The following is a 19,547-nucleotide window of genomic DNA, read 5'->3' as shown; positions in this document are numbered from 1 at the left end:
ACCCTTAAATACCATTTAAAAACCACGATGATTATCGTGGTTTTTTCATTTATATACTATTGTCTTGCCCAACCACATCAAGTGAAATAAGTTCCACAAAATCAAAACTTCAATAAAACATAATCATTTAATAAAGAAAATTGAATCTTGGTTTTGAACTATAGTTTATCAATCACAATCAGGTAGCGCATATTTTTTTGCCAATTCAGCAACTAATATTAAAAATATTTTCAATACTAACCAATTATTCTATTATTTTTGTAAAAATCTAATTTTATATCTATGAAGAAAATTTTATCCATTTTTCTGTTATTCTTTGCGGCAGTCCAAATGCTCTTTGCCCAAAGAGATACAGAACATTGGTTTGCCCCGATGGCAGCCAGATCAACAGTACTCAGCAATCCCAAGCAGGCTTTGTATTTTTCTACAGATTCTGTCACACCCTTTCCTGTAGAAATTTACAGCAATGGTGCTTTATTGGCTACTGTTACCATCAGTAAAGGTTCTCCTCAAACATATGACGTACCCTTAAACAGAATGGTTGCCAGTACCAATGGTGAACTTTTTACTCCAGGGAATAAAGGCTTATATACAAAAGGAACAAAACCCTATTTCGTTACCTATAGATTTTCAGTATCCAGTCATGGTGAGATCTTAACATCAAAAGGTAAAGCAGGAATCGGCACAAAATTCTATGCCGCTACAGCTCCTCTTGAAGAATTAGGGAGCTTATATAATTTCACCACCGGTATTTTAGCAACAGAAGACAATACAAAAGTGACTGTTTCCAATTATAGTGCTAACATTATATTTACTAATGGCTGGACAGGAGCTACCAACCCCACTATTACTTTCACCCTTAATAAAGGGCAATCTTACATTATTGAAGGAACAGGGGACAAAGCTTTGAATAAAGAAGCATTCATTGGAGCCAAAATAGAATCCGACAAACCTATTTCTGTTACCAATGGAAATTTTAATGGACAGTTTGCTATACCTTCAACAGGATACTGGGATGGTTCCGATATTATTATGGACCAGTCTGTACCAGTGGACAGATTAGGAAATGAATTTGTGGTTGTAAAGGGAAATGGGAACATCAGTAAAAGGATGGAAGATGCTTTAATCATTGCTACTGAAGGAGGAACCCAGGTATACATCAACAATGGAACTACTCCTGTTGCTACTCTTGCCGAAGGAGAAAGCTACAGAGTAAATAAAGTAAGCAATACCAATTATATCAACCAAGGAAACAATCATTACAACATGTACATAAGAACGACAAAAAATGTATATGTGTATCAATTAATGGCAGGTATCGCAGATAGTAATGCTACTCTTGGATTCAATTATATCCCGCCATTGAACTGTTATCTTCCCAGAAAGATTGACGAAATAGGAAAAATCAAAGACCTTCCTTATTATACTACTCTAACCAGTCATATTGTAAAATTAAACATCCTGACTGAAAATGGAGCTGCTGTTACCGTTAATGGAGCTGCCCTACCAGCAACTCAGGGACCATTTCCCGTAAGTGGAACGACCAACTGGGTATCCTATTCAGTGCCGGACATAACGGGCAACGTTACCATAACCTCTACAAAAGCTGTTACAGCAGGTATTTCAGGAGGAAGTGGTGTAGTGGGTTATGGTGGATATTTTGCCGGATTCTCATCCATTCCTGTGATTGCAAAACAAACAGGAGACTGTATCCCAGGATTAGTGTTGGAAGTAGGTGACAGTTTTGATACCTATCAATGGTTCAGAAACGGAACACCTATTCCTGGTGCAACAACAAATTCTTATACTCCCACACAGTCGGGACGCTATACGGTAAAAATTACCGTTGGAACATGTCCTGCAGTAATTACCCCGGAATATAAAGTTTTCACTTGTCTTAAGAAAACTACTTTAACCGATACCGTATGTGATGTTGTAAAACAGATTGTTCCAACATTCACCAACTCTACCCAAACTGTAGTTCCGGGAACAGTAACGATTCTTACTCCTCCGACACATGGTAATGCCATCATTGATCCTGTTACGGGAGTGATAAGCTATGCGCCTTCTTTCGGTTATATAGGACCGGATACCATCGTGTATCAGTTCTGTGGAAACGATCCTGAGTTTACAGATTGTGAAGAAATAACATTAAACTTAACAATATCTGAAAGCCCTGTAGTAAAGAACGCTTCATTAAGAACTTGCTTCATTGAATCAAACCCGGCAACAGGCCTGTTCAATCTTACCAATGCCTTGGTTCACGATCCGGGTACTTACACCAAGAAATACTACCCGTCTCTTGCTGATGCCCATGCAGGAACCAATGAAATTCTAAACCCAACAGCTTATGTAGCCCCAACGGGTGTTGTCTATGTAAAAGTGTCTAATGCAAATGGATGTTACAGAGTAGCAGAGGTAACTTTAACGGTATTACCCCCAGTTAAATCTGATTTGTTAACTGATAAGATCATTTGTATGGAAAATAAAACAACACTTGATGCAGGACCTGGATTTAAAAGCTACGAATGGAGCACAGGAGCAACAACTCAGTCTATACAAAATGTAGGGGTAGGAACTTATTGGGTAAAACTTAAAACAGGAGACTGTGTTACCTTACAAACAGTAAAAGTATACGCTTCCGAACAACCTGTAATTTCTAATATTGATATTTCAAACAATTCAATCACAGTATATGTGATAGGTGGAACTCCTCCTTATAAATATTCTATTGATAACCTTAACTGGCAGGATTCTAATGTATTTACCAACATGCCTAGAGGTAACGCAAGTGTATATGTAAAGGATGACTATAATTGTACGCCATTGCAGGTAGACATTACAATTCCTAACCTGATTAACGTAATTACACCTAATAATGACGGTGTAAATGATGCTATTGATTATTCTGCATTAGCCAATAAAAACAATCTCGTTATTAATATTTTTGACAGATATGGAACTAAAGTCTATCAGGCAGATAAATCCAACGGCTACAAATGGAATGGGACACTGGATGGAAATAAGAAAATCTCTACAGGAAATTACTGGTATGAAATAGGCTGGACTGAACCAACCGGCAAGCAAACTGCCATTAAATTCTCTGGCTGGATTTTAGTAAAAAACAGAGAGTAAAAAATTATACATAAAATTTTCAAAACCACGATTTTAAAGTCGTGGTTTTTTTATTAGTTTTTCAAGGTTTTAATATCATTTATTATTAAATTTGTGATAAATACTAATACTGAATGAAGAAAATTCTATCTTTTCTATTTATATTTTCTATTTTCACCTTTACCTTTGCCCAATTAGACAGAGAACATTGGTTTGCCCCGATGATCGACAGAACAGGCAGCCCCAATCCTTATCAGAAAATCTATTTATCGACCAATAGAACCACTCCTTTTCCAGTTAATATTTATAATAACAATATGCTGATCGGAACGGTGAATATCAGTAAAAACAATCCTCAAAAGTTTGATGTACTGAGAGAATATATTATTACAACTCAGCAGGCAGACTTATTTACTCCTACCACAAAAGGGTTATATTTAAAAGCAGAGTTTCCTTTCTATGCTAACTTAAGATTCTCGGTATATAACCATGCAGAAATTATTACCTCCAAAGGAATTCCTTCTACAGGAAAGAATTTCTATGCAGCGTCTGCCCCACTCTCTGTAAGTAATACGATTCTGAATTTCATGACCAGTGTTTTAGCGACAGAAGATAACACGTCGGTTACCATTACAGGATACAACCCACTCGTACAGTTTTCAAATGGAACTACAGGAGCAACCAATCCCACGATGACTTTTACCCTAAACAAGGGACAGTCTTACATTATTGATGGTATTGGGAACAGTATTGGAAATTTTGACGGGTTTATAGGGTCAAAAATCACGGCAAACAAACCGGTAAATATCACCAATGGAAATTTTAACGGTCAATATGCCGGCGACTACCCTTCAAGTTCCGATATTTTAATGGATCAGGCGGTACCGGTAGAAAGACTTGGTAATGAATTTGCCCTTGTAAAAGGCAACGGAAGCGTAGGAACCCATATGGAGGGCGCCGTAGTGATTGCCACCGAAGATAATACTCAGATCTATGTAAATAATGAAATTGCACCTATAGCGACCATCAATACCGGAAAATATTTTGTAATTCCCGACACAAAATATAGCTTACAGGGTGGAGGACATTACAATCTATACGTTAAAACATCTAAAAATGCATATGTATATCAGATATTAGCCGGAAGTGATAATGCGTTAAATCAGGTAGCAACCGGTGGATTCAACTTTATACCGGCCCTGAACTGCTATTTGCCAAAGCAGATTAATGAACTCGGTTTTATTAACGAAAATTTTGTTTACTCCAATGGAAATCCTTCAGGGATCCTCAATATTCCCACAAAATTGAACCTCATTACAGAAAGAGGAGCCAATGTAACAGTGAATGGAGCAACCCCGCTAGCGAGTACAGGGCCATATGATATGACCGGTACCACCAATTGGGTTACCTATGGAATTCCAAATGTAACAGGAACAATAACGATAGTTTCAGATAAAGCAATCACTGCTGGAATTAATGCAGGAAGTGATGCAGTAGGTTATGGAGGTTTTTTTGCGGGATTCCCCACTCAGCCTGTCATTATAAAATCCGGAGGAGACTGTGCTCCCGGAATTATTCTTACTGTAGATCCTATTATTTATGACACTTACCAGTGGTATAGGAACGGAATTTTAATCACCGGAGCTACGGGGTCTTCCATTACCCCCACTCAATCAGGCTACTATACCTGTACTGTAACCATGGGACGCTGCGCGCCTTTAGTTACTGGACAATATAAAGTCCTGAACTGTACAAAGCTCAATACAGCAACCTATGACGTATGTACTACCCAAACGATAACCCCTGCCTTTAGCAGTTCAACACAGACTCCTGTACCTGCTACGGTAGCCATTACAACGCCTCCCACTCTGAGCACAGCAGTTATAAACCCTGTTACCGGAATCATTACCTATACCGTTAATACTCCCGGAACTGCAGGAACTGATACTTTTACCTATACTTTCTGTGGGAATGATCCTGATTTTCCAGATTGCGAAACGATAACTGTCACCCTCAATATTCTTGCCCTTACTGTAACAGACAGAACCTTAAGTGCATGTGATATTAATGGACTTGGTGTATTTAATTTAACCACGGCAAATGTCACAAACAACACCCCAGTTACCATTACATATTACCCTACCCTAGCAGATGCCCAGACAGAAAATCCTGCGGCCCTGATAGTAACTCCGGATTCATATTCTGCACCGAACGGAACAATTGTATATGCTGTAGTAAAAAACAACTTGGGCTGTAAAAGCATAGCCAAAATAACCCTAAATCTGTATAATAAAGCCATCGTACTGGACAACTATAATGGGGTCTTTTGTGATGATAACCTGGATGGAACCGTCAATATTATCTTACCTAATATCACGACCATCGTCCTTAACAATCCGACGTATTTTACAAATGTAAGATATTATGCCAGCCTTACAGATGCTACCGCCGGAAATGCCAACACCCTTTCCAATACCTGGAGCTATACCGGTCCTGTTACGATCTATATCAGGGTAGATTCTCCGGATGGATGTGCTACGGTGATTAAACCTTTACAATTCAGTATTGGGGCCAGGATACAATTATTAAAAACCTCTGCTAACCAGGATATATGTGATGATGATTTAGACGGAATAAAATCAGTTAATCTCACGCACTACATGGCTCAGTTCACAGCAGACCCTGCAGTTACCTTTACTTTTCACGGAAGTTTGGCTGAGGCCCAGAATAACATCAATCCTATTTCTCCGGCTGTAAATATTAATATGTCTCAGACTTATTATATCCGTTTTGAAAAAAATGGAGTATGTCCGGAAGTGGCTTCTATTAAAATCACCATTAAAATTCCTAAAAAATCAGACTTGCTGAAGGATCAGGCGATCTGCCCTAAAATGACCACCACCTTAAATGCCGGTCCGGGATTCGACAAATATTTGTGGAGTACCGGAGCTTCAACGCCCTCCATCACCAATGTCCCTGTGGGAAGCTATTGGGTAGATCTTACCTCGAACGGTTGTGTGTACAGACAGCACGTCAACGTCACAGAGTTACCACTTCCCATTATCACTTCCATTGAGATTGACGGAACCACCGTAAAGATAGGAGCAAGTGGTGGTACTCCACCTTATGAGTATTCTCTGGATGGAGTGGTATGGCAGAGTTCAAATATTTTTCAAAATGTACCGAGAGGGGCTCACACTGCGTTTGTAAGAGATTCTAAATTGTGTGAAGAGGTCAAAAAATCATTTGCGATCATTAATCTTATCAATACCATTACTCCAAATGGTGACGGATATAATGAAGGAATAAGCTATTCAGCTTTAATGGCTAATGACAACCTGGTATTCAGAATTTTTGACAGATATGGAGCAGAAGTCTTCAGAGGAACTCCTGAAAACAAATATACCTGGGACGGAAGACTGGGTGGAAGATATGTACCTACCGCTACCTATTGGTATTTTATCAGCTGGACAGAGCATGGATCCGGACTCGAGATAAAGTATTCGAGCTGGCTTTTGGTAAAACACAGATAAAGTCGATTATCAATGTATAAAAGGTTCTTTTTGTCATCTTAAACACCTTTAAAACCAAGTTTATAACACTCATTAACAATTTAATACTAAAGTTTAATATAACTTTAACCACTATTCGCGATCTTAATAGGAACAAATTGCTGTATTTCTATGTAATTTTGCCTCATTATATGAAGAAACTGTTTACTCTATTATTATTGGTTTTCCTTGCAAAAATCAATGCTCAAATATATTCTGGAGAGGTATTTCTAAGAGATAATTCTATTTTATACCTTAACCAGGTTTATGTTACCAACCTTAATACACAGAAGACTGTACTCACAGACTACAATGGTAATTTTAACATTCCTGCCAATCCGGGGGATGTTATCCGTTTTACCTCTATTGTTACAGAGAGAAAGGATGTCAAACTCACCCCGCAGTTAATAGAACAGAAAAACTTAATTGAGCTCAAGATAGCGTATTATGAAATACAGGAAATTGTACTCACCAGGTTCAAGCCTACCGGAAACCTTCGGTATGACGTAAACTCCATTAGAAAAGAAGATAAGAGCCTTGCCCTTAAAAAGGTAATCGGCCTGCCACAGCCTAAGGGTGACGGTACGCCTCCTGAACTTCCTGTTGCAGGATTGAGAGATGGTGGACTTACATTAAGCCTGGAAAGTATTTATGATATGCTCTCCGGAGAAAGGAAGAAAAAACAGCGTTATCTTGCCTACGAAAGAATGAATGGTTCGGTAAGCCAAATCAAAAATTATTTAGGAAAGGATTATTTCCTGAGGTTTAAAATCCCGGAAAACCTGATAGATAACTTCCTGCAGTTTGTGTATACATCTGAAAATATTCAGCCTTACGTACTGGCCGGAAATTTTGAAGCCATTAAAATCCCGATTGAAAAATATATCCCGATTTATCAGAAAAGATTGAGAAACTCCCATCTTCAGGAAGTTGTTGGTAAGTAACACCTGACATCTTAGCTGAAAGCTATTCGGAAATTATACAGACTGATCCATGAGAATATTTTCATGGATTTGTTTTTTTTCTACAGGACTGTGTGTGTTGGTCTGTTATAACCTCCAATTTAGAATATAGAAAATTCAAATTTCAACAAAGAAAATTCTTTACTATTCAAAAATATATGTACTTTTAGGTCACAATTTTGTGTTTAAAATAAAAACAATACTATTTCGTTATAGTAAACACTAATTACCACCAAACCAAATTAAGAGAAAGTATCCATTTTTAACTTAATATTATTAATGAAAAAATTACTTTTACTTCTTGTTTCCGTGCTGTTCTTTAATATGTCTGCCCAAAAAAAGGGAAAAGACTATACGAATGTTATAAAAAGCAACAACATCTACGAGATCAATGCTTTCTTAAGAGACGCTCATCCTGATGATCCGCGAAGATCTGTTTTAAAACCCCGGGTCATGGAATTGATGAGGGAATATATCAAAAATGCCCATCCTGAGGATCAAAAGGTCAAAGATATGCAGGAAATGCTCGCCTTACTGAGAAGAAGACCTTCTACCAAGATCAGTTTTGATGAAATGAATGCCATTATCAAGCAGAAACAGATTGCAAAATATAAGGCAGAACTTGCTGCAAAACAGCCTACCACCGTATATACTCCGAGTACCAGTGCGAATACATTTGTCGCCAATACAACTACTAATGCAGCCATTCCGGATGCAGAGGCTGAAGAGTTCAATATGCTGATGGCAGTATCCCCTACTGAACATCAAAACAGAACAGTCAAAATACTTAATTCGTTGTTTGATAATGATCCCAATGCCAAAGAATGTATCGTCCTGATCCAAAATAAATCAGACTGTAATATTATTGTAAGAATGGAGGGAGTGGGAACTACTAAATACAGGCTTGCCGTTCCTTCAAAAGGTGAAAGCTCTGTGGTGATAGAAAAAGGACAATACCTTTTCACCAGCCTGGTATGCGGTGCGCAGTATGCCTCTCAAAAAACTGTCCAGCGTCCAATCATGGTAGCGTTAGGAAACTAGCTTCTTTCTTAGAAAAAGCACGGGCTTAAAAAAATGACTAAAAAAGATTGATCACTATTATAATTTAAATTAGAATCATAAATTTTCTATATTAAATACACTCATTCACTATACATCATGGTGATGATGTTTTCGCTATCCCCAATCGCTTCTCGCTTCTATTTTGTAATATAACTCATTGTAGTTAAAAGTAAACAGATCTGATCAATATCGTTAATTTTTTCATATTTTTGCAGTCATTTTATAAATTCAATGGGCAAGAATAAATTAGCAAGATTTGCAGAAAACAAAACATTACCAAATGTAATCCAACCTACAAGAGAAGATGCGCTGAAAGGCTTTGAACTGAAAGGGAACTGGAGAAAAGATTTCTTTAAAAACGATCATCCGATTGTATTGGAATTAGGATGTGGAAAAGGTGAATATTCTGTGGGACTTGCAAAAACGTTTCCTGAAAAAAACTTTATAGGAATTGATATTAAAGGAGCAAGATTTTGGTTTGGTGCAAAGGAAGCAGTAGAAAGCAATATGAATAATGTAGCTTTTTTAAGAAGCCAGATTGAGCTTGTGGATCATTTTTTTGCTGAAAACGAAGTAGATGAGATCTGGATTACGTTTCCTGATCCTCAAATCAAATATAAAAGAACCAAACACAGACTGACACATCCTGACTTTTTAGACCGATATAAAAAGTTCCTGAAACCAGGTGGTATTATTCATTTAAAAACAGATTCAGAATTTTTACACGGATATACACTGGGTTATTTACAGGGGGCAGGCTATGAAATCATTAGTGCTCACCATGATATTTATGGCGCACCGGAATATGATCCGAATACGGAACATTTGAGAGATATTAAAACACATTATGAAGAACTGTTTTCAGCTAAAGGAAAAACGATAACCTATATTAAATTCCGGATAAGCTGATGAAATAACTTAAATTGATGAAAAAAAAATTTTTGACGATTTTATTTTTCACTTTCCTTACCCCCATCTTTACTGATGCTCAAAAAGGCAGTAAAGACATTCTTAAAAGCACAAAAATCAAGGAAATTGAAGAATATTTAAAGAACGCCCATCCCGATGATCCCAAAAGGAGTGTTCTTAAACCCAAACTCATTGCTTTAAAAAATGCTGAGTGGACAAAAGGAGCCCATATTGCCAAACCTATGGAGGCAAGGCCTATTATCTCCGATATTCCCAAAAGCGTCTTAAGAAGCCCAAATTCCAGTGAAGCTGAAGAGTTTAAGAAACTAATTGCGGAAACATCCGAAGAGCACAAAGAAAAGACGGTAAGGCTTCTGAACGCAATGCTAAGCGAGGATATTACCCGAAAAGAAGCTATCCTGCTCTTTAAAAATAATTCGGATTGTAATATCGTTCTAAGGATTGAAGGGAAAGACTATTATAACTTAGCTGTTCCTGCCCATGGAGAAAATGTTGTTGTCATTAATAAGGGTTCTTATACCCTAAGCAGCAATGTTTGCGACCTAAAATACTTCTCTCAAAAAGAGATTAAGAAAAGCATATTTATAACGATTGGCAATCCGGGTCAATCCCCGGCAGAGACAGATAATAATACGGAAACGGATCTAAAAAAAATGACGCCGAAAAGGTCTTCAAAAACAAAAAAAAGCAAAAAATAAAACTGAATGAAAAAGCTATTGTTCTTTATGGGCACATCCATTATTCTTACCAGCTGTAATGTTAATTATGGAAATTACCCCATAAGAAAGCCTTACCCTTCCGGTAATTCCGGTAGTGCTGCCAGTACAGAAAGAGAATATAGCGAACTGATCAAGACCTATAAACCTGAAACTGCTGATGTTCTTAGTGATCTTCTTAATAGTGATGATCCGGGCAATCCAAGAACCTCTCTTTCCATAGAAAATCAATCCTCTTGTAATATGGTCCTTACAGTAAGCGGAAATAATTTCTTTAAAAAAATACCCATAGCTTCTGGAAAAATAGGCTATACTATGGTCCCTAAAAATCAGAATTACAGATTATCCGGTATGGTATGTAATTCTTCCTATCAATCGACCAAGTATATCACAACCTCCTATTCTGTAAAGCTTTCAAGATAAATAAAAACCCACAGCATGCTGTGGGTTTAGTTTTTTCGTTCTTTTCAGTAAACAAAACAAATTCAGTATCATTACCAAAAATTTAGAGCTTGTTTAAATTTCTAAATTTGACTTTTTGTATAACATTCAAATCTTTATCCCAATCACATTCTTTAAGGATTTTTTGATTAAAAAGATGATGTACTGATGCTGTGTTTTTCTAACGCAAAGCTTTAGCTTCATTATCCATAGTTTCAGGGAGCAAAGGATAGAATCAATTTCGTTGATTCGTCAAAGCGTATGGATAAGCATACATCTGATAACCAAACATATAAAAATTCCTGAATAAAATGTAAACAGGTTCTTAAAATAAAAAAACGCCGGATAAAATCCAGCGTTTTTTTTATAGTAAAGAAATTTCTTTAATTATTCAGCATCGAAATCAGCATCTGTATCAGCAGATACTTTTTCTCCTTCTTCTTTAGATTTTTCTTTATCAGCTTTTCTTTGAGACTGACCTTCTTTGATAGATTCAGAAACTACGCTAAGGATCATATCAATAGATTTAGAAGCATCATCGTTTCCTGGGATAACGAAATCTACTTTTCTAGGGTCAGAGTTTGTATCAACGATACCGAAAACAGGAATACCTAATTTCTTAGCTTCAGTTACCGCGATGTGTTCTCTTAAGATATCAACTACAAATACAGCAGAAGGAAGTCTAACCATGTCAGAGATAGAACCTAAGTTTTTCTCTAAGTTAGCTCTTTGTCTGTCAACTTGTAATCTTTCTTTTTTAGATAAAGTTTCGAACGTACCGTCTTTTTTCATTTTGTCGATAGAGTTCATCTTCTTTACAGCCTTTCTGATAGTAACGAAGTTCGTTAACATACCACCTGGCCATCTTTCTGTGATATAAGGCATATTAAGTTCTGAAGCGTGTTTTGCAACAACTTCTTTCGCTTGCTTTTTAGTTGCAACGAATAGAACTTTTTTACCTGCAGAAGTTAATTTTTCTAAAGCGCTGCAAGCTTCATCTAATTTAACTGCTGTTTTATGTAAGTCTACAATGTGAATACCGTTCTTCTCCATAAAAATGTATGGAGCCATATTTGGATTCCACTTTCTAGTCATGTGACCGAAGTGTACACCAGCCTCTAAAAGGTCTTTTACATTTGCTTTTGCCATGTTTTCTGTTTTTGTTAGTTTACTTTCCGTCTTTTAAACAATCAACAACTTCTTTAGATGGGAGAAGCGTTTGGATGCTAAACGTAACGGGCAATGTGGCGTAAGGCTTTTTGCTTTTAGCAATGGGCATTTCGCCGAGATTAAGTTTAAAAAAAATTTAATACATTTCTGTAGCCAATAGCCAGTAGCCATTCGCCAACATGAAATCTTAACGTTTTGAGAATTGGAATCTCTTTCTTGCTTTTTTCTGACCTGGCTTCTTTCTTTCCACCATTCTTGCGTCTCTTGTAAGTAAACCAGCAGGCTTTAATGCTAATCTGAATTCAGCATTAATTTCGCATAAAGCTCTTGAAATACCTAATCTGATAGCTTCTGCCTGACCTGTATTTCCACCACCGAATACGTTTACGGTAACGTCATACTGACCAACAGTCTCAGAAAGGATAAACGGTTGGTTTAATTTGTAAACCATCACGTCTGTAGAGAAATAAGTTGCAGCGTCTTTACCGTTTACTGTAATGATACCAGAACCTGGTCTTACATAAACTCTTGCTACAGAAGTTTTTCTTCTTCCGATTTTGTGAACTATAGACATAATTAATTATTTAAATTCGTTAACATTAATTGTTTTAGGCTGTTGAGCTTCATGCTTGTGCTCAGTACCTTCATATAAATAAAGATTTTTAAGGATAGCAGATCCTAGTTTGTTTTTAGGCAACATACCTTTTACAGACTTCTCTAATACCTTTAAAGAATCTTTCTTTTGAAGTTCAGCCGCAGTCATAGACTTCTGTCCACCAGGATATCCTGTATGCCAGATATAAGTCTTATCAGCCCACTTGTTTCCGGAAAGTGTAATTTTCCCAGCATTCAAAACGATTACGTTATCACCACAATCTACGTGAGGTGTAAAATTCGTTTTGTGCTTACCTCTCAAAATCTTTGCAACCGTAGAAGCTAGTCTACCTAACGGCTGTCCTTCAGCGTCTACCACAACCCATTCTTTATTAGCAGTAGCTTTGTTCGCTGAAACAGTTTTGTAACTTAATGTATTCACACGTTTTAGTTAAAGATTAAACATAATTTTCCCCTAAAAGGGTGTGCAAAGGTACAAATTATTTTTGTAACTGAAAAACATATTTTATTTAATCTATAGAATATTGCTTTCATGAGGGAACGTTAATAGATTTTAACACGATGTTAAACTTTGGCATAAATCTTGTAAAAAATTGTTGCGATGAAAAAAAATTTTAGAAGATTCTAAAAACACAAATGATAAAGAAAAGAGTTTATTCCCAAAACTCTTTCTTTTTTTTATTTTTCTTAATGATTTCCGTAAAAACTTATTAATATCATTATTTTATTTCACGAAATAATTATATTTGCGCCAAACCCAGAACTATGAGCCACGGAAAAATCAGAGAAGATAAAACCTGCTTAAACTGCGGGCATCAGGTCGAAGAAAGATTCTGTCCCCATTGCGGACAGGAGAATATTGAAAGACGCCAGCCTTTTTATTTTCTTTTCACCCACTTTATTGAAGATTTCACCCATTATGACGGTCAGTTTTGGGGAACACTGAAAAACCTGATCTTCAAACCAGGAATGCTTACCAATACTTATCTGGAAGGTAAGAGACAAAAATTTGTACCTCCTGTAAAACTGTATATTTTTGTCAGTTTTATTACGTTCTTCGTATTTGCCCTTTTCCCGATGGTTAAGCTCAATTTTGACGGCAACAACAATTCCAAAAATACACCCAAAATAAGTTTTTTTGAAAAAATAAAATCACCCGAGGTTCAGAAAATGTTCGACAGTATAAAAGCTGAACGAACGCTGACCAGAAAAGATTCCTTATCCATACAAAACCTAAATGTATTACCGGATACCGTCACAGTGAATGAAATAAAGGAAGTCTTGAAGATGAACAAAAAAATAGATAGAGATGTTGAGTACGGAGGTTACAAAACAAAGAAATCTTATGACTCGGCTGCCGCTAAAAATCCTTCTTTTCTTGATTTTATTCAAATACCGTTAGCTCATAAATTCTTTGAACTTAAAGAAAAAGGAGTAACCAAACAGGAGATCGTTGTCAATATGATAGAAAAATCATTCCATAATCTCCCAAAGGCTCTTTTCATTTACCTTCCTCTTTTTGCTTTCTTTTTATGGATTTTTCACAGTAAGAAAAAATGGTGGTATTTCGATCACGGAATTTTCACCCTGCATTACTTCTCATTCCTTTTATTGAATATCTTATTTATATTCTTACTCTCCAAATTGGTGGGGGTAATAAGTTTCAGGCCCATTAACCTATTGTTGTATTTAACAATGAGCGTCCTGCTATTATACAATATTGGATATTTCTTCATCGCTCACCGCCGGGCTTATCATGCCCATGGAATGGTAAGTTTTATAATCGGACTTACATTATTAACCGTTAATTTCTTTGCGTTTATGTTTTTGGTGACCGGTCTTGCCTTAGTGAGCTTCCTGATGATTCACTAGTATAATATAATAGGGAAGCCTTTTATTTTCTTAATGACTTGCTTCCTCTGAAGCTCGCAAATAAATAATAAGCAACAAAAACTGTAGAAAACTTAAGAATAGACGGAATAGCCAGTTCAAGTTTAAAAATCAAAGTTCCCACAAGAACGAGGATCCCCATGGCTACAAAAGATAATCCCATTTTTTGGGGCAATGTAAAGTTCGGGGTATCGAGATAATAGGCAATCCCCCAGGCTAAACCAAAGGCAATGGCATAATAGATATCCAGACCCAGATTTTCTGAACTCAGAAAGAAATAATTTATAAGGAAGCTTACTACCGTTCCCAACGCGAAATACATCAAAGCTTTTTGCATACCTGTAAAAATATTTTGCAAAAGTAGAGAATTTAATTTGAGAATTTGGAAATGAAAACACCCAATTCTCCCTTCCTGTACTACTCCTGAAGCCTTAAACTCTCAAACCCTCAAACTCCCCGACCTAAAATCGGGGAGTTTTAATTAAATAACGACTTGCAATATAATGGAAATCAATGCTATAAAATCAAACACAAGGTTCTTTTTTTATTGTTATATTTGAAAACTTAGAAACTTTCTAGAATTTTTATGGAAACCCAAAAATATACTCCAACCAACAAAGTAAGAATCGTAACAGCTGCCTCTTTATTTGACGGGCATGATGCTGCGATCAATATTATGCGTCGTGTCATTCAGGGAACCGGATGTGAAGTGATTCACCTGGGACATGATAAATCAGCTGAGGAAGTTGTCAACACAGCTATCCAGGAAGATGCCAATGCTATTGCCCTGACATCCTATCAGGGAGGTCATAATGAATATTTCAAATATATCTATGACCTGCTAAGAGAGAAAAACTCACCACAGATTAAAATCTTTGGTGGCGGTGGCGGTGTTATCCTTCCTGAAGAAATCAAAGATCTGATGGACTATGGAATCGACAGAATTTATTCTCCGGACGACGGCCGGGAACTGGGATTACAGGGAATGATCGATGATCTGGTAAACAGAGCAGACTTTGCTACAGGTAAAGAAATTACTGAAGATGATTTAGATGCCATCAGTTTTGAAAACTCAACAAGTATTGCCAAGATCATTTCTGCTGTAGAAAACTTTTCTGAAGAAAAACCTGAACTTGTAAAAGCTATTGACGAAAAATCAAAAGATTTACATATTCCAATCATTGGGATCACGGGTACAGGTGGAGCAGGAAAATCTTCATTGACAGATGAATTGGTAAGACGTTTCATCCGTTCAAATCCGGATAAAAAAATTGCCATTATTTCTATAGACCCTTCGAAAAAGAAAACAGGAGGAGCGCTTTTAGGAGACAGAATCCGTATGAATGCGATCAATGATCCCAGAGTCTATATGCGTTCAATGGCCACAAGAGAAAATAACGTTTCTGTATCACCGTTCATTCATTCTGCCTTAAATGTATTGAAACTGGCACATCCGGATGTGATCATTTTGGAAACTTCAGGTATTGGTCAGTCCGGTTCGGAAGTTTCTGATTTTGCAGATGTTTCCATGTATGTGATGACTCCCGAATATGGAGCCTCCACTCAGCTTGAGAAAATTGACATGTTAGATTATGCCGATTTAGTGGCTTTAAATAAATCTGATAAACGAGGTGCTCTTGATGCACTTCAGGCGGTAAGAAAACAGTTCCAGAGAAACCATTTACTTTGGGAAAGTCCATTGGATGAAATGCCTGTATACGCTACAAAAGCATCTCAGTTCAATGACCATGGAACAACAGAATTATACAACAGGCTTGTTTCCAAAGTAAACGATAAGTTTTCCGATTTACATTTAAATACTTTCGCTGAACAGGAAATTACAGAAGAAGTAACGATTATTCCTCCAAAAAGAGTTCGTTACCTGTCTGAAATTGTTGAAAACAACAGAATATATGATGAAAACATTGAAAAGCAGGCTGAATTAGCCAGAACAATGTATCATATTGAAGGGGTTAAAAAAATTATTTCCAATGAGGCATTAGATGCGGAATATCAAAAAGCTGAAAAGGAACTTCAACAGGAAAACATCGACTTCCTGAAGTCTTGGGAAGATACGAAAAAAGCTTTCCATGAGGAGTTTTATTCCTATTTCGTACGTGGAAAAGAAATTAAAGTTGAGACTTCTACAGAGTCTCTCTCTCATTTGAGAATTCCAAAAATTGCATTACCAAAATACAACGATTGGGGGGATCTGATCAAGTGGAAAGGCCAGGAAAATCTTCCGGGAGGATTCCCTTACACGGCAGGAATTTATCCTTTTAAAAGAACAGGAGAAGACCCAACCAGAATGTTTGCAGGGGAAGGAGGTCCGGAAAGAACCAACAGAAGATTCCATTACGTTTCTGCAGAAATGCCTGCTAAACGTTTATCAACAGCTTTTGACTCTGTAACTTTATACGGTCAGGATCCTGCTTTACCACCGGATATTTACGGTAAAATCGGAAATGCAGGAGTTTCTATCGCCACTCTGGATGATGCCAAGAAACTGTATTCAGGATTTGACCTGGTGAATGCAATGACTTCCGTTTCAATGACGATTAACGGCCCGGCTCCAATGCTGCTGGCTTTCTTTATGAATGCTGCCATCGACCAGAACGTTGAAAAATATATCGCTGAACATAAACTGGAAGCTAAGGTTGAAGCTGTATTAAAAGCAAAATTTGACGACAAAGGGTTAGAAAGACCAAAATATAACGGAGAACTTCCTCCATCCAACAATGGTTTAGGATTAAAACTTTTAGGGATTACAGGAGATGAAGTAATTCCGGCAGAAGCTTATGCTGAAATTAAAGCCAAAACAATCGCTACCGTTCGTGGAACGGTTCAGGCTGATATTTTAAAAGAAGATCAGGCTCAGAACACCTGTATTTTCTCTACTGAATTTGCTTTAAGACTGATGGGGGATGTTCAGGAATATTTTATCACAGAAAAAGTAAGAAACTTCTACTCGGTCTCTATTTCAGGATATCACATTGCTGAAGCTGGCGCCAACCCGGTTTCGCAGCTGGCATTTACATTGGCTAACGGATTTACGTATGTAGAATATTACCTAAGCCGCGGAATGGATATCAACGATTTTGCTCCGAATCTATCTTTCTTCTTCTCCAACGGTATCGACCCTGAATATTCAGTAATCGGACGTGTAGCAAGAAGAATCTGGGCAAAAGCTATGAAACTGAAATATGGAGCTGACGAAAGAAGCCAGATGCTGAAATACCACATCCAGACTTCAGGACGTTCACTTCACGCTCAGGAAATTGATTTCAATGATATCAGAACTACGCTGCAGGCACTTTATGCCATCTATGACAACTGTAATTCATTACACACCAACGCTTATGACGAGGCTATTACAACGCCTACAGAGCAGTCTGTAAGAAGAGCAATGGCTATTCAGCTGATCATTAATAAAGAATTAGGGTTAGCTAAAAATGAAAATCCACTGCAGGGATCATTTATTATTGAAGAACTGACAGATCTTGTGGAAGAAGCAGTATATGCAGAATTTGACAGAATTACGGAAAGAGGCGGTGTTCTTGGTGCTATGGAAACGATGTACCAACGTTCAAAAATTCAGGAAGAATCTATGCATTATGAGTGGCTGAAACATACCGGAGAATATCCAATTATTGGAGTAAATACTTTCCTTGGAAAAGACGGTTCACCTACGGTTCGTCCGGGAGAGGTAATCCGTTCTACGGAAGAAGAAAAGCAGGTTCAGATCGAAACACTTCATAATTTCCAAAAATCAAATGAAGATAAATCTGAGGAAGCTCTTAAAAAATTACAATATGCAGCCATCAATCAGCAAAACCTTTTTGGGATTATGATGGATGCTGTGAAATACTGTTCTCTTGGACAAATCACCAATGCTTTATTTGAAGTGGGTGGCAAGTACAGAAGAAATATGTAATACCCTGAACAGGAGATTATAAAATTAAAACCTCAAGGAATTTCTTTGAGGTTTTTTTGTATTTTTAATCCAAAACTTTTACCAATGAAGAGATTAATCATGAAAAATTATTTTAGCAGAGCCTTAATGGTAGTCACGCTCTTCCTGACCTCAATTCTATCTGCCCAAAAGCGAACTGAAGATTTTACCATCAGTCTTCCCACTAAAAAAGTAGATAAAAGCTACTATAAAACAATCAAACTGATTGACCGCAGAACGGACACCACTTCATTAGGCATTGTTCAGCAGGGGCTTTTAAATGCTAAAGCAAGAGTTGTTTCTGCTTCAAGTCTTTCCAGCCAGTTTCAGAATGTACTGAACGGCATCAATGGAGAAAATACAGAGGATGGGACTTTAGTTTTATATCTTAAACAGCTCTATTTTGCAGAGCTTACGGCTAAGCTAAGTGAGCATGGCTATTGTTATTTTCAGGCATTTTTATTTTCAAAAAATGACGATGGAACTTATTCTTTGATTGATCAGTCGGATAAGGTGATTGATCACAGGGCAACTGATGTCACAAAAGAAACCCTCCAGAAAGGAAGCGAAATGCTTATTGACTTTATTAGTACTAATGCTGCTAAAAAACCTGAAACCACTCATCACTACACCTACGAACAGGTTAAAAACTTTGATGATACAGCAAAAGAATCGATCCCTTTTTATAGTTCATCTCCATTGAAGGACGGAGTTTATAAAGACTATAATTCTTTAAAAAATCAACAACCTGATCAGGAGATTTCTAACGTAAAATTTTATGGTAATGCTCCCAAAATCGTAAGAATCTATGAAACTGCAGATGGAAAAGAAAAAGAGATTAAAAAAGAGGATATCTATGCAGTAGTATATAAAGGTGAACCTTACCTCTATCTTTCTATAGAAAATCTGTTTACCAGAGCAGAGAAAAGAGACAATGATTATTATTTCATTGGAAAAATAAGATCAGATCCCAATAGAGGAAGCATGATGGTCACCGGTGCAGCATTTTTTGGAGCTATCGGAGTCTTGATTATGACCAATCCCGCATACCCTTTTGAAATGAAAATCAATTACTTTAATGGAGGATTCATTCCTGTGAAAGAAATTCAGAACAAAAGATACTAATAGCTAAAATCTCCCTATT

At 37.0% G+C, this 19,547-nt stretch carries 14 protein-coding genes; 10 read left to right on the top strand and 4 right to left on the bottom strand.

Translation table 11 applies throughout. The features are described 5' to 3' along the window. The first annotated feature begins 282 nt into the window (after nucleotides 1-282). From JML65_RS14125 to JML65_RS14095, 7 genes are all read left to right on the top strand, one after another. Complete coding sequence (locus tag JML65_RS14125) at nucleotides 283-3,135, top strand: T9SS type B sorting domain-containing protein (RefSeq protein ID WP_047488694.1); 2,853 nt, start codon at nucleotides 283-285, stop codon at nucleotides 3,133-3,135. Between the two features lie 113 nt (nucleotides 3,136-3,248). Further along, a complete protein-coding gene (locus JML65_RS14120; protein WP_202271206.1) occupies nucleotides 3,249-6,647 on the top strand; it encodes a T9SS type B sorting domain-containing protein in 3,399 nt (1,132 codons plus the stop codon). A 170-nt stretch (nucleotides 6,648-6,817) separates the two neighbouring features. Beyond that, entirely contained in the window at nucleotides 6,818-7,609 is a 792-nt protein-coding gene (locus JML65_RS14115; protein WP_047488689.1) for a hypothetical protein, read from the top strand. 297 nt (nucleotides 7,610-7,906) lie between these two features. After that, nucleotides 7,907-8,668: a DUF6759 domain-containing protein gene (locus tag JML65_RS14110; RefSeq protein WP_047488686.1), complete on the top strand. Its 762-nt coding sequence runs from the start codon at nucleotides 7,907-7,909 to the stop codon at nucleotides 8,666-8,668. A 252-nt stretch (nucleotides 8,669-8,920) separates the two neighbouring features. Further along, complete coding sequence (gene trmB, locus JML65_RS14105; RefSeq protein WP_047488683.1) at nucleotides 8,921-9,598, top strand: tRNA (guanosine(46)-N7)-methyltransferase TrmB; 678 nt, start codon at nucleotides 8,921-8,923, stop codon at nucleotides 9,596-9,598. Between the two features lie 17 nt (nucleotides 9,599-9,615). Next, nucleotides 9,616-10,317 (top strand): DUF6759 domain-containing protein, encoded by a 702-nt coding sequence (locus JML65_RS14100; protein ID WP_202271205.1) that lies wholly within the window; start codon nucleotides 9,616-9,618, stop codon nucleotides 10,315-10,317. A gap of 6 nt (nucleotides 10,318-10,323) precedes the next feature. Then, nucleotides 10,324-10,758, top strand: coding sequence for a DUF6759 domain-containing protein (locus JML65_RS14095; protein ID WP_202271204.1), 435 nt, complete (start codon nucleotides 10,324-10,326; stop codon nucleotides 10,756-10,758). Between the two features lie 405 nt (nucleotides 10,759-11,163). Here JML65_RS14095 and rpsB read toward each other — a convergent pair whose 3' ends face one another. The 3 genes from rpsB to rplM all read right to left on the bottom strand — a co-directional run bounded on the left by rpsB (nucleotide 11,164) and on the right by rplM (nucleotide 12,982). Then, nucleotides 11,164-11,925 (bottom strand): 30S ribosomal protein S2, encoded by a 762-nt coding sequence (gene rpsB, locus JML65_RS14090; protein WP_047488674.1) that lies wholly within the window; start codon nucleotides 11,923-11,925, stop codon nucleotides 11,164-11,166. A gap of 208 nt (nucleotides 11,926-12,133) precedes the next feature. Further along, entirely contained in the window at nucleotides 12,134-12,520 is a 387-nt protein-coding gene (gene rpsI / locus JML65_RS14085; RefSeq protein ID WP_034746528.1) for a 30S ribosomal protein S9, read from the bottom strand. Nucleotides 12,521-12,526: 6 nt separating this feature from the next. Then, on the bottom strand, nucleotides 12,527-12,982 hold the full coding sequence (gene rplM, locus JML65_RS14080; RefSeq protein ID WP_047488670.1) for a 50S ribosomal protein L13: 456 nt from the start codon (nucleotides 12,980-12,982) through the stop codon (nucleotides 12,527-12,529). A 344-nt stretch (nucleotides 12,983-13,326) separates the two neighbouring features. Here rplM and JML65_RS14075 point away from each other — a divergent pair, with 344 nt between their 5' ends. Then, nucleotides 13,327-14,433, top strand: a complete 1,107-nt coding sequence (locus JML65_RS14075; protein ID WP_047488666.1) for a DUF3667 domain-containing protein — start codon at nucleotides 13,327-13,329, stop codon at nucleotides 14,431-14,433. A gap of 22 nt (nucleotides 14,434-14,455) precedes the next feature. Here JML65_RS14075 and JML65_RS14070 read toward each other — a convergent pair whose 3' ends face one another. Next, nucleotides 14,456-14,788 carry a hypothetical protein gene (locus JML65_RS14070; RefSeq protein ID WP_084085794.1) on the bottom strand — a complete coding sequence of 111 codons (333 nt, stop codon included), beginning with the start codon at nucleotides 14,786-14,788 and terminating at the stop codon, nucleotides 14,456-14,458. Nucleotides 14,789-15,037: 249 nt separating this feature from the next. On the opposite strand from JML65_RS14070, the gene JML65_RS14065 reads away from it, so the two are divergent. After that, nucleotides 15,038-18,385 carry a methylmalonyl-CoA mutase family protein gene (locus tag JML65_RS14065; RefSeq protein WP_047488660.1) on the top strand — a complete coding sequence of 1,116 codons (3,348 nt, stop codon included), beginning with the start codon at nucleotides 15,038-15,040 and terminating at the stop codon, nucleotides 18,383-18,385. A gap of 84 nt (nucleotides 18,386-18,469) precedes the next feature. Further along, nucleotides 18,470-19,528, top strand: a complete 1,059-nt coding sequence (locus tag JML65_RS14060) for a hypothetical protein (RefSeq protein WP_143330491.1) — start codon at nucleotides 18,470-18,472, stop codon at nucleotides 19,526-19,528. Nucleotides 19,529-19,547: the final 19 nt, after the last annotated feature.

The sequence above is a fragment of the Chryseobacterium sp. KMC2 genome (genome assembly GCF_016756935.1).
In the GTDB taxonomy this organism is placed as follows: domain Bacteria; phylum Bacteroidota; class Bacteroidia; order Flavobacteriales; family Weeksellaceae; genus Chryseobacterium; species Chryseobacterium rhizosphaerae.
This window is presented reverse-complemented; position numbering and strand designations above follow the sequence as displayed.

Excerpts from the sequence above, each read along its gene's own strand:
- rpsB (WP_047488674.1), bottom strand. The coding sequence starts at position 11,925 with ATGGCAAAAGCAAATGTAAAAGACCTTTTAGAGGCTGGTGTACACTTC.
- JML65_RS14115 (WP_047488689.1), top strand. The coding sequence starts at position 6,818 with ATGAAGAAACTGTTTACTCTATTATTATTGGTTTTCCTTGCAAAAATC.
- JML65_RS14110 (WP_047488686.1), top strand. The coding sequence starts at position 7,907 with ATGAAAAAATTACTTTTACTTCTTGTTTCCGTGCTGTTCTTTAATATG.
- JML65_RS14120 (WP_202271206.1), top strand. The coding sequence starts at position 3,249 with ATGAAGAAAATTCTATCTTTTCTATTTATATTTTCTATTTTCACCTTT.
- JML65_RS14095 (WP_202271204.1), top strand. The coding sequence starts at position 10,324 with ATGAAAAAGCTATTGTTCTTTATGGGCACATCCATTATTCTTACCAGC.
- rpsI (WP_034746528.1), bottom strand. The coding sequence starts at position 12,520 with ATGTCTATAGTTCACAAAATCGGAAGAAGAAAAACTTCTGTAGCAAGA.
- JML65_RS14070 (WP_084085794.1), bottom strand. The coding sequence starts at position 14,788 with ATGCAAAAAGCTTTGATGTATTTCGCGTTGGGAACGGTAGTAAGCTTC.
- JML65_RS14060 (WP_143330491.1), top strand. The coding sequence starts at position 18,470 with ATGAAGAGATTAATCATGAAAAATTATTTTAGCAGAGCCTTAATGGTA.
- JML65_RS14100 (WP_202271205.1), top strand. The coding sequence starts at position 9,616 with ATGAAAAAAAAATTTTTGACGATTTTATTTTTCACTTTCCTTACCCCC.
- JML65_RS14075 (WP_047488666.1), top strand. The coding sequence starts at position 13,327 with ATGAGCCACGGAAAAATCAGAGAAGATAAAACCTGCTTAAACTGCGGG.
- JML65_RS14065 (WP_047488660.1), top strand. The coding sequence starts at position 15,038 with ATGGAAACCCAAAAATATACTCCAACCAACAAAGTAAGAATCGTAACA.
- trmB (WP_047488683.1), top strand. The coding sequence starts at position 8,921 with ATGGGCAAGAATAAATTAGCAAGATTTGCAGAAAACAAAACATTACCA.
- JML65_RS14125 (WP_047488694.1), top strand. The coding sequence starts at position 283 with ATGAAGAAAATTTTATCCATTTTTCTGTTATTCTTTGCGGCAGTCCAA.